This window comes from Aquincola agrisoli (assembly GCF_036621135.1).
GTDB classification, from domain to species: domain Bacteria; phylum Pseudomonadota; class Gammaproteobacteria; order Burkholderiales; family Burkholderiaceae_C; genus Aquincola; species Aquincola agrisoli.
The window spans coordinates 63,071-75,608 of the sequence record NZ_JAZIBG010000048.1; the positions used below are offsets into that span (position 1 = coordinate 63,071).

At 70.4% G+C, this 12,538-nt stretch carries 12 protein-coding genes; 11 read left to right on the forward strand and 1 reads right to left on the reverse strand.

Annotation, left to right across the window (positions count from 1 at the left end; genetic code table 11):
• The first annotated feature begins 74 nt into the window (after window positions 1–74).
• From V4F39_RS22175 to V4F39_RS22190, 4 genes are read left to right on the forward strand one after another with little or no spacing between them, the layout of a single operon-like run.
• Window positions 75–2,171, forward strand: a complete 2,097-nt coding sequence (locus V4F39_RS22175) for a TonB-dependent siderophore receptor (RefSeq protein ID WP_332292177.1) — start codon at window positions 75–77, stop codon at window positions 2,169–2,171.
• An 11-nt stretch (window positions 2,172–2,182) separates the two neighbouring features.
• The gene (locus tag V4F39_RS22180; RefSeq protein WP_332292179.1) at window positions 2,183–2,479 is read left to right on the forward strand and encodes an iron uptake protein; all 297 of its coding nucleotides are present in this window, start codon (window positions 2,183–2,185) and stop codon (window positions 2,477–2,479) included.
• 20 nt (window positions 2,480–2,499) lie between these two features.
• On the forward strand, window positions 2,500–4,182 hold the full coding sequence (locus V4F39_RS22185) for a PepSY-associated TM helix domain-containing protein (RefSeq protein ID WP_332292181.1): 1,683 nt from the start codon (window positions 2,500–2,502) through the stop codon (window positions 4,180–4,182).
• Entirely contained in the window at window positions 4,175–4,498 is a 324-nt protein-coding gene (locus tag V4F39_RS22190) for a DUF3325 domain-containing protein (RefSeq protein ID WP_332292182.1), read from the forward strand. Before V4F39_RS22185 ends, V4F39_RS22190 begins: the two co-directional genes overlap by 8 nt.
• A 21-nt stretch (window positions 4,499–4,519) precedes the next feature.
• Here V4F39_RS22190 and V4F39_RS22195 read toward each other — a convergent pair whose 3' ends face one another.
• Complete coding sequence (locus V4F39_RS22195) at window positions 4,520–5,422, reverse strand: LysR family transcriptional regulator (protein WP_332292183.1); 903 nt, start codon at window positions 5,420–5,422, stop codon at window positions 4,520–4,522.
• Window positions 5,423–5,614: 192 nt separating this feature from the next.
• Between V4F39_RS22195 and V4F39_RS22200 the strand changes: the two genes are divergently transcribed.
• The 7 genes from V4F39_RS22200 to V4F39_RS22230 are packed head-to-tail and all read left to right on the forward strand — an operon-like array spanning window position 5,615 to window position 12,508.
• Window positions 5,615–6,364, forward strand: coding sequence for a cysteine hydrolase family protein (locus V4F39_RS22200; protein ID WP_332292184.1), 750 nt, complete (start codon window positions 5,615–5,617; stop codon window positions 6,362–6,364).
• Between the two features lie 5 nt (window positions 6,365–6,369).
• Window positions 6,370–7,401 carry an ABC transporter substrate-binding protein gene (locus V4F39_RS22205; RefSeq protein WP_332292185.1) on the forward strand — a complete coding sequence of 344 codons (1,032 nt, stop codon included), beginning with the start codon at window positions 6,370–6,372 and terminating at the stop codon, window positions 7,399–7,401.
• 8 nt (window positions 7,402–7,409) lie between these two features.
• A complete protein-coding gene (locus tag V4F39_RS22210; protein WP_332292186.1) occupies window positions 7,410–8,201 on the forward strand; it encodes an SDR family NAD(P)-dependent oxidoreductase in 792 nt (263 codons plus the stop codon).
• A 12-nt stretch (window positions 8,202–8,213) separates the two neighbouring features.
• Window positions 8,214–9,674, forward strand: a complete 1,461-nt coding sequence (gene allB, locus V4F39_RS22215) for an allantoinase AllB (protein WP_332292188.1) — start codon at window positions 8,214–8,216, stop codon at window positions 9,672–9,674.
• Window positions 9,671–10,783, forward strand: coding sequence for a cyanuric acid amidohydrolase (atzD, locus tag V4F39_RS22220; RefSeq protein WP_332292189.1), 1,113 nt, complete (start codon window positions 9,671–9,673; stop codon window positions 10,781–10,783). Before allB ends, atzD begins: the two co-directional genes overlap by 4 nt.
• A 19-nt stretch (window positions 10,784–10,802) precedes the next feature.
• A complete protein-coding gene (locus V4F39_RS22225; RefSeq protein WP_332292190.1) occupies window positions 10,803–11,627 on the forward strand; it encodes an ABC transporter ATP-binding protein in 825 nt (274 codons plus the stop codon).
• Complete coding sequence (locus tag V4F39_RS22230; RefSeq protein ID WP_332292192.1) at window positions 11,624–12,508, forward strand: ABC transporter permease; 885 nt, start codon at window positions 11,624–11,626, stop codon at window positions 12,506–12,508. Before V4F39_RS22225 ends, V4F39_RS22230 begins: the two co-directional genes overlap by 4 nt.
• The last annotated feature ends 30 nt before the right edge of the window (window positions 12,509–12,538 follow it).

Here is a 12,538-nt window from a genome sequence, read left to right on the forward strand (position 1 = left end):
GTCACGTCTTAAGCGAGAATCATTCTCATTCTTTATTCACCTACCGACTTTTCCACGTCGCAATCCCGGACGCCATGTTTCAGAAGTACCGCCGCCAAGATCCCCTGCTGATGAGCGCCTGCGCCATCGCCGCCTGCATCGCCCTCGGCGATGCCCACGCCCAGACGGCCCAGAGCGACAGCATCGTCGTCACCGGCAAGCGCATCAACCGCATCTCCAGCGGCGCGACCGGCCTGGCGATGGAGATCAAGGACACGCCGCAATCCATCAGCACCGTCGATCAGCAGGAGCTGGCCGACTTCGGCATCACCGGCAGCATCGATGCGCTGCGCCTGGGCACCGGCATCAACGTCGAGCAGTACGAGACCAACCGGGCGGTCTTCAACTCGCGCGGCTTCGAGGTGCAGTTCACCCAGGTCGACGGCCTGGGCCTCAGCAACAGCTGGGGCACGGTGGTCGGCCAGATGGACACCTTCCTCTTCGAGCGGGTCGAGTTCATCCGCGGCGCCAACGGCCTGCTGACCGGCATGGGCAACGCCTCGGGCACGATCAACTACGTGCGCAAGCGCCCGACCAACAAGGACGAAGGCCAGGTCCAGGTGACCGCCGGCTCGTACGGCCAGCGCCGCATCGCCGCCGACTACAACAAGCGGCTCACCGAAGACGGCTCGTGGGCCGGCCGGCTGGTCGTCGCGCACGAGGACAAGGACTCCCACCTGCGCGACCTGCACGACCGGCGCAGCACCGTGTACGGCGTGGTCGACGGCCAGATCGGCGACCGCGGCGTGCTGACGGCAGGCTTCACCTTCCAGCGCGACAAGCAGCAGTCGCCGATGTGGGGCTCGCTGACGCTGCGGCGCGCCGACGGCAGCCAGGCGGAGTTCGACGATTCCGCCTCGACCTCGCAGAAGTGGACCTACTGGAACACGCTGACGCAGAGCGCCTTCGTCGAATACGCCCATGACCTGGGCAACGGCTGGGAAGCCAAGCTGACCTACAACTACCGGCATGGCGAGGAAGACACCAAGCTGCTGTATGCGTACTCGGACTCGGGCACGCTGAACGACGACAACACCGGCCTCAAGGGCTGGCCGTACCGCGGCTACACCACCACCATCGCCTCGGCGCTGGACGCCAAGGTCAACGGCCCGTTCAAGGCCTTCGGCCGCACGCACGACCTGCTGCTGGGCCTGACCCATTCGCGCAGCCGCAGCGCCACCGCCCTCTACGCCGCGCCGGCCGACCAGATGTACCTGCCGCTGCCGGCGTTCCCGTACGGTGGCGACGTCTACCCCGAGCCCACCTGGGGCGCGCGCACGCCCGATTCCAACGGCGAGCAGGAGCTGACCCGCTTTTATGTCGCTTCGCGCTGGTCCCTCACCGACCGGCTGACCGGCATCCTCGGCGCCAACGCCGTGCACTTCGAGCGCAAGGGCAGCACGCTGTACGGCGACACCGCGCCGGCGCCCTCGCCCGACCTCGACGAGGTGAGCCCGTACGTGGGCATCACCTACGACGTCACCCCCGACGTGATGGCCTATGCGTCGTACTCCGACATCTTCCAGGTCCAGGAACAGAAGGACCGCGGCGGCAACTTCCTCGACCCGGTGAAGGGCGTCAATGCCGAGGTCGGCCTCAAGGCCGAATGGCTGGACAAGAAGCTGCTGACGACCGCGGCGCTCTTCACCGCCGAGCAGAAGGGCCTGGCGACCTACGCCGGCACCCTGCCGGGACAGATCTCCTACTACGAGGCCAAGGACGTGAAGTCCAAGGGCCTCGAGCTCGAGGCCACGGGCCGCATCAGCCTGAACACCCGCATGACGGTGGGCTACACGCACCTGAAGCTCACGGGCCCGGACGGCAACGACATCTACGAGTGGGTGCCGCGCAATACCTTCAACCTCCGCTTCGACACCCGCCTGCCCATCGTGCCCGGGCTGCGGCTGGGCGCCAACGCGCGCTGGCAGTCCGACGCCTACAAGGCCGGCGGCGCCACCCAGGGCGGCTACCTGCTGGCCAACGCGTTCGCGGCCTACGAGCTCAACGACACCACCACCGTGCGCCTCAACGTCAACAACCTGTTCGACAAGAAGTACATCGGCGGGCTGGCGTACGGGGCCATCTACGGCGCGCCCCGCAACGCGGCGCTGACGGTCGAGTTCAAGCTCTGACGGGCCCGGCCGTGAACGCCCCCTCCCCCGGTGCCCTGCACGTCGTGCTGCGCATCGCCGCCGGCCTGCTCGGCGGCTATGCCTTCACCTGGGGCTTCATCGCGCTCGCGGTCGCCACGCTCTTCGCGGCGCGGATGGAGTTCCACGATGCCGAAGCCTTCGGCACCATCGCTGGCTTCCTCGTGTTCCTCGCCGCCTTCCTGTGGGCCTTCGCGGCGCGCAGCCTCGCGCACGTGTGGCTCGTGCTGGCCGGCGGCGGCGTCTCGATGACCGGCGCCGCCTGGCTCGTGCAGGGCCTGCTCGTCTAGACAGCAAAAAGGAGTTCGCGATGTTCCAGAACTTCCGGCAATCCATGACGTGGCTGCACACCTGGTTCGGCCTGGTGCTCGGCTTCGTGCTGATGGTCGTGTTCTTCTTCGGCTCGCTGTCGGTGTTCGACCGCGAGATCGACCGCTGGGCGATCCCGTCGTCGCGCTTCGAGCCGCAGCCCATGCCGTCGTTCGACCAGCTGCTGCGCCCGGCCTTCGAGCGCATGCAGCCCGACGCCGCCAACATCGAGGCGGCGCGCTCGCGCATCGACGGGCCGATGCCCGAGCGCTTCGCGGTCGTGCGCACCTGGGCGGCCTACACCACGCACCGCGACCCGGTGCTGGGCCTCTTCGCAGGCTTCGAGCTGCCGGGCGCGAAGGACCCGGAAGACGCGGTCTGGGGCACGCGCACCATCGATCCGCGCAACGGCCAGCCGCTGCCCGACGACCGGCTGAAGATCGGCAGCCAGTTCTTCTATCCGCTGCACTACAGCCTGAACCTGAACTGGATGGCGCTCGGCACCTGGATCGTGGGCCTCGCGGCGCTGGTGATGCTCGTGGCCCTGGTCAGCGGCGTGGTCATGCACCGCAAGCTGTTCCGCGAGCTGTTCACCTTCCGCCCGGCCAAGAGCACGCCGCGCAGCACGCTGGACCTGCACAACCTGACCGGCGTCGTCGCGCTGCCGTTCCACTTCATGTTCGCGTTCACCGGGCTGGTGATCTTCGGCGGCATCTACTTCCCCGTCACCCACACGCAGCTCGCCCCGCTGCACGAATTGCATGAACGCCAGGAGGCCGAGGCCACCGGGTTGCCGCATGAACGTGCCGGCGTCGCCGCGCCGCTCGCGTCGGTGGATGCGATGGTGGCCGAGGCGCAGCGCCGCTGGGCCGCGCGCGGCATGGCCGGCGACGTGGGCTACCTGCAGGTGCAGCACGTGGGCGATGCCAACGCCTACGTCAGCGTCTACCGCGCCGGCACCGACCGCGTGGCGCTGACCGGCGAAGGCATCCACTTCAAGGCATCGACCGGCGAGCTGCTGCGCGAGGACCCGCCGCGCACCGCGGTGGCCAGCGTCAACGAGTTCCTCACCGGCCTGCACCTGCAGCACTTCCGCCACTGGCTGCTGCGCTGGCTCTACGTGCTGGGCGGGCTCTCGGGCTGCGCCTGCATCGCGACGGGGTTCATCTTCTTCGTGGAGAAGCGCAAGCGGCAGCACGCCCGGCTGGGACAGGGCGGCGCCCGCTGGGTCGATGCGCTCGCGGTCACCACCGTCACCGGCACGGTGATCGCCGCGCTCGGCATCCTCGTCGCCAACCGGCTGCTGCCCGACCAGCTGCCCGCCGGCTGGCCCGGCCGCGGCGACCTGGAGCAGTACGCGTTCTGGGGCACCTGGGCACTCGCCGCCGCCCACGCGCTCTGGCGTACCGCGCCGGTCGCCCAGGCGCGCCTGGCGCCCGCATGGCGGGAACAGTGCGGCGCGATCGTGGTGATGGCCGTGGCCGCCGTGCTGCTGAACGGCATCACGACCGGCGACCACCTGCTGCGCACGCTCGCCGCGGGCTACTGGCCGGTGGCCGGCGTCGACCTGGCGCTGCTGGCGTCGGCGCTGCTGGCGCTGGTGGCGGCGCACCGCCTGAAGCGCCGCGCCGCCGGCGCCCCTGGCCGGCAGCCCGCCCTGCCACCGGAGGGTGCCCGTGCGTGACGGCCTGCTCCTGCTGGCCGCGGTGGCGATGAACGTGGCCGGCCTGGGCTGGTTCGCGCTCGCGATGGAAGCGCACTGGCGGCAGGTGTGCGGCACGTCGCCGATGCCGCCGCGCGCCGCGGCGGTGCTGCGCGGCGTGGCCGCCGTGGCGCTGGCAGGCTCGCTGGGGCTGTGCCTGCAGGTCGACCATGCATCGATGGCGGCGATCGTGTGGGTGATGACGCTGGCCGGCGGCGCCCTCGTCGTCGCCTTCACGCTGGCCTGGCGCGCCGCCTGGCTGCGCTGGCTGCTCGCCTGGATGCCGGCCGCGCGCTGACGGCCGCGGCTGCGCGCCGGCTCACCCGCCGGCCGCCGCCCCCATCGAGCGCAGCAGGTAGCGCGCGAAGGCATGCGCCATCACCGGCAGCTGCCGTGAGCGCAGGCAGGCCAGCACCAGCCGCCCGCGCGGGAACCCGCGGTCCTCGATCTCCTTGGCGACGATCTCCTCGCGGTCGGTGATCGCCCCGATCGCGATCTGGAACGACAGCGCGTTGTCGTTGTAGAGGCAGCCGCGCAGGAACTCGAAGCTGTTGCTCTCGACCGTGGGGCGCAGCTTGACCGAGCTGCGCAGCAGGAAGCGATCGAGCAGCTGCCGCCCGCCGATGTCCGGGTTGGGCAGCACCACCGGGTACTCGGCACATTCGCGCAGCCGCAGGCCGCCTTCGCGGGCGGCCAGCGGGTGGCGCTTGTGCATCAGGCACATCAGCCGCTGCTCGACCTCGGCCATCACCTCCACGTCGCCCTCGGGCGCGAGGTTGAAGACCAGCGCCAGGTCGGCCTCGAAGCTGCGCAGCCGCTCCAGCGCGTTCAGGTGGTCGCCGATGTGCACCTGGAAGGCCACCAGCGGGTGCGAGGGCCGGAAGGCCGCCAGCGCATCGGGCAGGAAGGCCGGCGCCAGCGCCTGGCTGGCGACGATGCGCACCGTGCCGCGGCGCAGGCCCTGCAGCTCCTCGATCTGCGAGCGCACCTGCTCCATGTGCGAGGCACGGTCGCGGATGTAGCGCACGAACAGCTCGCCCGCGGCGGTGAGCCGCATGCCGCGCGGCAGGCGCTCGAAGAGCGGCGTGCCCAGCTCCTCCTCGATGTCCTGCACCCGGCGGTTGACCGCCGAGGCGGCCACGTGCAGCCGCTCCGCGGCCTGGCGGATCGAGCCGCAGCGGGCCACTTCGTCGACGTAGCGGAGAAAGCGCAGGTGGTTCATTCGGATGGTGGTGAGTGCTGCCGCAACGGCAACGCACCTTACGCAAAACAGCAGGTCTGAGCAACGCTTTCCGGCACGCCGGCTGCGTAGTGAAGGGACATGACGCGCCCCTCGCCACCCCTTCGCACCAAAACCGGACGCCGCGGCACCGCCGACGCGGCGTTCGGACCGGCAACGCACAACAGTTGGGCATTGAGCGAGCAAGGCATCAGCCTGGTGCGCAAGCCCCGGCCTGCCCGGCCGCTGATGCTTGGCGCACGCCCGCAGCCGGTGCAGATCGACCTGCACCGCAGTGCCTTGGTGGTGGTCGACATGCAGAACGACTTCTGCCACCCCGAGGGCTGGTTCGGCCAGAAGGGCGCGAACCTGCGCGCCACCCGCAAGCCCATCCCCATGCTCGCCCGGCTGCTGCCCGCCTGGCGCGCCGCCGGCGGCACGGTGGTGTGGCTCAACTGGGGCGTTCGGCCCGACCGGCTCAACCTGCCGCCCGCCGTGCACTTCAAAGGCAAGCGCAGTGCCAGCGGCGTGGGCTATGCCGAACGCTCCCCGCTCGACCGCGGCCGCTCGCTGGTGCCCGGCGAATGGGGCGCGCAGGTCGTCGAGGAGCTGCCGGTCCTGGCCGGCGACATCACCGTCTTCAAGCACCGGCTGAGCGGCTTCTTCGACAACGAGCTCGACAGCGTGCTGCGCCAGCAGGGCCTGACCACGCTGCTGTTCGCCGGCGTCAACACCGACCGCTGCGTCTTCTCGACGCTGCAGGACGCCGGCTTCCTCGGCTACGACTGCGTGCTGCTGGAAGACGCCAGCAGCACCGTCTCGCCCGCGTACGTGACGCGGGCCATCCATTTCATCGTCGAGCAGATCCATGGCTTCGTGGCCACGGCCGAAGGGCTGCTCGCCGCGCTGCCCTCCCGACCCACCCGCACTACCCCCAAGGAGTAAATCCCATGACGTTCCCCTCCCAGGTTCTCAAGGCGCTTGCGCTGGGTGTCGCGCTCGCCGCCGCACCCGCGGCCTCGTTCGCGCAGACCAAGATCAAGATGGTGCTGAACTGGAAGTACGAAGGCCCGCAGGCCTGGTTCTTCATGGCGCAGGACAAGGGCTACTTCAAGGAAGAAGGGCTCGAGGTGCAGTTCGACCAGGGCGAAGGCTCGTCGGCCTCGATCCCCAAGGTGGCCTCGGGTGCCTACCAAGCCGGCTTCGGCGACCTGAACACGCTGATCGACCTCGCGGCCAAGCGCCCGGCCGATGCGCCGGTGGCCGTCTACATGCTCTACAACACGCCGCCCTTCACCATCGTGGTGAAGCAGGACAGCCCGATCAAGACGCCGAAGGACCTGGAAGGCAAGACGGTCGGCGGCCCGGCCAACGACGGCGCGCTGAAGCTGTTCCCGGCCTTCGCCAAATACGCCAAGATCGACGCGTCCAAGGTCAGCGTGACCAACATGGCGCCCAACCTGCGCGAGCAGATGCTGTCGCGCGGCCAGATCGACGCGGCCTTCGGCTACGTCACCACGGTGTCGTTCAGCGCGCGCGGCATGGGCCTCGACCCGGCGAAGGACCTGCGCTTCATCCGCTACGGCGACAACGGCATGGACCTCTACTCCAACGCCGTGTTCTTCTCGCGCAGCTTCGTGAAGGAGAACCCGCAGGCCGTGCAGGGCTTCGTGAAGGCGCTGAACCGCGCGATCAAGGACGTGATCGCCGACCCGGCCGCCGCCACCGACCACTCGCTCAAGCGCGAGCCGCTGCTCAAGCGCGAGCTGGAACGCGACAAGCTGATCGCGACGATGCGCAACGACATGAGCCACCCCGAGGTGGCGCGCATCGGCCTGGGCGACGTGGACGACGCGCGCCTGAAGAACGCCATCGACATCGTCGTCGAGGCCAACCAGCTGCCGCGCACGCCGCAGCCCGCCGAGGTCTTCGACCGCAGCTTCCTGCCGGCGCGCGCCGACCGCCCCTCCAAGTTGTTCTGAAAGCTCCCATGGACCTGAAACTCAAAGACAAGGTGACCGTGATCACCGGCCCCGCCAAGGGCATGGGCCGCGCGGTGACGCTGGCCTTCGCGCAGGAAGGCGCCCGGCTGGTGCTGGCCGGCCGCGACACCGCGGCCATCGAGCCGGTGGCCGCCGAGGCACGCGCGCTGGGCGTGCCGGCCATCGTGGTGCCCTGCGACCTGACGGACGCGAAGCAGACCGCTGCGCTCGCCACCGCGGCGCTGGCCGCCTTCGGCCGCATCGACGTGCTGGTGAACGTGGCCGGCGGCTCCGGCCCCATCGGCAAGACGGGCTGGGAGACCACGCCCGAGGAGTTCGACGAGATCGTCGAGCTCAACATGAAGGGCTGCTTCAACACGATGCGCGCAGTGCTGCCGGCCATGATCGAGCAGAAGGCCGGCAAGGTGGTCAACGTCGGCGGCACCTTCGGCATGCGCGGTCGCGCGGGGCGCATGGCCTATTCGGCCTCGAAGTGGGGGCTGCGCGGCATCACCAAGAGCTTTGCGCTCGAAGCCGGGCCCTACAACGTCAACGTCAACTGCGTGGCGCCGGGCATGGTCGACGGCCCGCGTTTCCGCGAGAAGGTCTGCGCCAACATGGCCGCCAAGCTGGGCATCACGCTCGAGGCCGCGATGGAACGCCACGCGGCCGACTACGCGCTGCGCCGCGTGACGCTCGACGACGACGTGGCCGATGCCTGCCTGTTCCTGGCCAGCGACCGCGCACGCCAGATCACCGGCGCCGACCTCGCGGTCGACGGCGGCTGGGCCTCGCTGTAAGGAGCCGCACGCATGAAATCAGCCGACCTCGTGATCCGCGGCGCCAAGGTGGTGTCCGCCGACCAGATCATCGACGCCGCCGTGGCCATCGCCGGCGAACGCATCGTCGCCGTGGGCCACGACGACCTGATGCCGCCCGCCGCGCAGGAGATGCGCGCCGACGGGCTCTACCTGCTGCCCGGCGCGATCGACAGCCACGTGCATTTCCGCGACCCGGGCTATCCGCACAAGGAGACGTGGAAGACCGGCTCCGCCGCCGCGGCCTGCGGCGGCGTGACGACCGTCTTCGAGATGCCCAACACCAACCCGGCCACCGGCACCATCGAGGCGCTACGCATCAAGCAGAAGGCGGCGGAATCGTCGTACGTCGACTTCGGCATCCACGGCCTGCTGGGCGACGACACGATCGAGCGGCTCGAGGAACTGCTGGAAGGCGGCGTCACCAGCTTCAAGGCCTTCGTCGGCAACACCTTCGGCAACCTGCCTGCGCCCACCGACGGCGCGCTGCTCGAAGGCTTCGAGAAGCTGGCGCCGCTGGGCATCCGCACCGTGGTGCACGCCGAGAACTCGTCGATCCTGCTGCGCCGCCAGCAGCGCATGCAGGCCGCCGGCCGCACCGATGCGCTGGCCCACCTGGCGGCCCGCCCGGCGGTGGCCGAGATCGAGGCCATCGGCCGCGTGCTGACGCTGGCCGAATGGACCGGCGCGCGTGTGCACATCGCGCACCACAGCGCGGCCGATTCGCTCTTCCTGCTGCGCGACGCCAAGCGCCGCGGCGTGGACGTGACGGCCGAGACCTGCCCGCAGTACCTGCTGCTCAACACCGACCACATGCTCAAGCTGGGCGGCGTGATGCGGCTGAACCCGCCCATCCGCGAGGCGCGCCACAACCAGCCGCTGTGGGACGCGTTGATGGACGGCACGCTGGACATGATCGCCACCGACCACGCGCCGCACACGCCCGAGGAAAAGACACGCGCCAACATCTGGGAATGCGACTGCGGCTTCCCCGGCGTCGAGACGCAGATGCCGCTGATGCTGACCGAGGTGAACCGCGACCGGGCTAGCCTGATGGACTACGTGCGCTGGAGCGCGGTGAACCCGGCACGCGCCTGGGGCCTGTACGGCACCAAGGGCGTGATCGCGCCGGGCGCGCACGCCGACATCGCCATCGTCGACATGGCGCGTGCCGGCGTGCTGTCGCAGAACCGGCTGCAGTCGATCAGCAAGATCTCGCCGTGGAACGGCCGCAAGGTGCAGGGCTACCCGCTGCACACGCTGGTGCGCGGCCGCTTCGTGATGCGCGACGGCGCGCTGGTGGCCGACGCCGCGGGCTGGGGCCGTTCGGTGAAGAGCGTGCAGCGCATGCCCGCGCCGCGCGCCCGCAACACCGAGCACTACATCGGCGCCGTGCTGGAAACGCCGGCCGGCGTGCCGCGCAGCGCCACGCCCACCTCGGAGGTGGCGGAATGAAGGCGCAGGACGTCGGCGTGTGGTGCGTGCCGTGCCGCGGGCCGGCCGACCTGAGCGGCGTGCAGGCCCTGGCCGAGGCCGGTGAGCTCGACCCGCGCGACATCGTCGCGGTGATGGGCAAGACCGAAGGCAACGGCTGCGTCAACGATCACACGCGCGACTTCGCGACCATGGCCTGGCAGCACTACCTGTCCAGCCATCTCCAGTGCACGCCGGCCGAGGTCGAGGCCCGTGTGTCGCTGGTGATGTCGGGCGGCACCGAGGGCGTGCTCTCGCCGCACTTCACGGTGATCACGCGGCGCTTCATCGTCGGCGCGCCGGCGGCGGACGACAAGCGGCTCGTCGTCGGCGTGGCGCAGACACGCACGTTTTTGCCGGAGGAGATCGGCAGGCGCGCGCAGATCGAGGCGACGGCCGAGGCGGTGCGCGGGGCGATGCGCGACGCCGGCATCGAGGACCCGGCCGACGTGCACTTCGTGCAGATCAAATGCCCGCTGCTCACCTCCGACCGGATGGCCGATGCCGCCGGGCGCGGGGCGGCGCCGGTCACGCAAGACACCTATGCGTCGATGGGCTTCTCGCGCGGCGCCTCGGCGCTGGGCGTGGCCGTGGCGCTGGGCGAACTGCCCGCGGACACGGTGCACGACGGCCTGGTGCTGGCCGACGGTGCGCCCTGGTCGGGCCGTGCCTCGGTCTCGGCCGGCATCGAGCTCGAGAACAACGTCGTCATCGTGCTGGGCGAGGCCGCGGGCGCCGTGTCGGCCTTCCGCATCGGCCATGCGGTGATGAAGGACGCGGTGGATGCGCAGAGCGTGCGCACGATGTTCCGCGAGTCCTTCGGGCTCGACCCGGAGCGGGACGCGGACGAGGTGGCGCGCCGGCTGGTCAACCTGCTGGCCAAGGCCGAAGCGAGCCCCGACGGGCGCGTGCGCGGCGCGCGCCACACGATGCTGAACGACTCCGACATCAACGCGACGCGGCATGCCCGCGCGGCCGTGGGCGGCGTGCTCGGCGCACTGGTGGGGCGCACGCGGCTCTACGTCTCCGGCGGTGCCGAGCACCAGGGCCCGCCCGGTGGCGGCCCGGTCGCCGCGATCCTCCACATCTGAACAGCGAGGCACGAGGCCCATGGACAACCCCTTGATCGACCTCTCCGACGTGTCGGTGCGCTACGGCGGCGGCACGATCGCGCTGGACCGCACCGACCTGCGCATCGCGCAGGGCGACTTCGTCGCGCTCGTCGGCCCCAGCGGCTGCGGCAAGTCGACCATCCTGAAGCTGGTGGCCGGGCTGCTGCAGCCCACCGCGGGCGGCGTGATCGTCGGCGGCCGCGAGGTGGGCGCGGCCGGCGCCGGGCGCACCCGCATCGGCCTCGCGTTCCAGAACCCGACGATGCTGCCGTGGCTCACCATCCGCGAGAACGTGATGGTGCCGCTGAAGATCGTGCAGCCCTTCCGCGCCGACTACGCGCGGCTGAAGAAGACCGAGTTCGCCGAGCGCGCCGAGGCGCTGCTGGCGCAGGTGGGACTCAAGGGCTTCGGCGACAAGCGGCCGTGGCAGCTCTCGGGCGGCATGTTGCAGCGCGCATCGCTCTGCCGCGCGCTGATCCACGACCCGCAGCTGCTGCTGCTCGACGAGCCCTTCGGTGCGCTCGACCAGTTCACCCGCGAGGAGCTGTGGGCCATCATGCAGGACCTGTGGACCACCAAGCGCCCGACGGTGCTGCTGGTGACGCACGACCTGCGCGAATCGGCCTACCTGGCCAACCGCATCTGCGTGATGAGCTCGCGGCCCGGCCGCATCCTCGAAGACCGCGCCGTGCCCTTCGGCCGGCCGCGCACGCTCGAATCGAGCTACGCCCCCGAGTTCGCGACGCTGGTGCAGCAGCTTCGCATGCGCATCGCCGAGGCCCGCTCGGCCGAGCCTGCAGCCACCGAGTTGGAGACCGCATGAAACCCCTCGAACACCATTCGCCGGCCCCCGCCACGCCCGCCGCCACCCGGGCGCCCGCCCCTTCCGCGGCGAGGCGGCCCCTCGCGCCGGCGATCACCGCGTCGCCGGGCCTGTCGCCGCTGGCGAAGCAGCGGCTGCTCTCCGCCACCGCGCTGGTCGCGTTCTTCCTGCTGTGGGAGCTGGGCTGCCTGGCCAGCGGCATCTCCGACCTGGTGCTGCCGCGGCCGAGCCAGATCGCCGCGGTGCTGGTCGACAAGGCCCCGCTGCTGTGGCCTCACACGGTGCAGACGCTCTACACGACCACCGCCGGCTTCGTGCTGGGCGTGCTGGCGGGCGTGCTGATCGGCGTGGTCATCGGCTCCTCAAAGCTGGCCTACAACGTGGCCTATCCGCTGCTGGTTGGTTTTTCCAGCATCCCGAAGGTGGCCGTGGTGCCGATCTTCGTCGTGTGGTTCGGCGCGGGCACGGTGCCGGCCATCCTCACGTCGATGGTGATCAGCATCTTCCCGGTCGTCGTCAACGTGGCCACCGGCCTGGCCACCACCGAGCCGGAGCTGGAGGATGTGTTCAAGGTGCTCGGCGCCAGCAAGCGCGACATCCTCTGGAACGTGGGCCTGCCGCGTGCGCTGCCGTACCTCTTCGCGTCGCTGAAGATCGCGATCACGCTCGCCTTCGTCGGCACCGTGCTGAGCGAGACGGTGGCCGCCAACAAGGGCATCGGCAACGTGATGATGATCGCCAGCGGCAACTTCGACGTGCCGCTGGTCTTCGCGGGGCTCATCATCCTGGCGGCGCTGGGCGTGGCGCTGTACGGCGTGTTCGCTCTGTTCGAGAGCCGCCTGACCGGCTGGACGCAGCGCAAGGCCGACCTGCCGGCGTGATGGCCCACCCCGGCAGCACCTTCGGCGCAA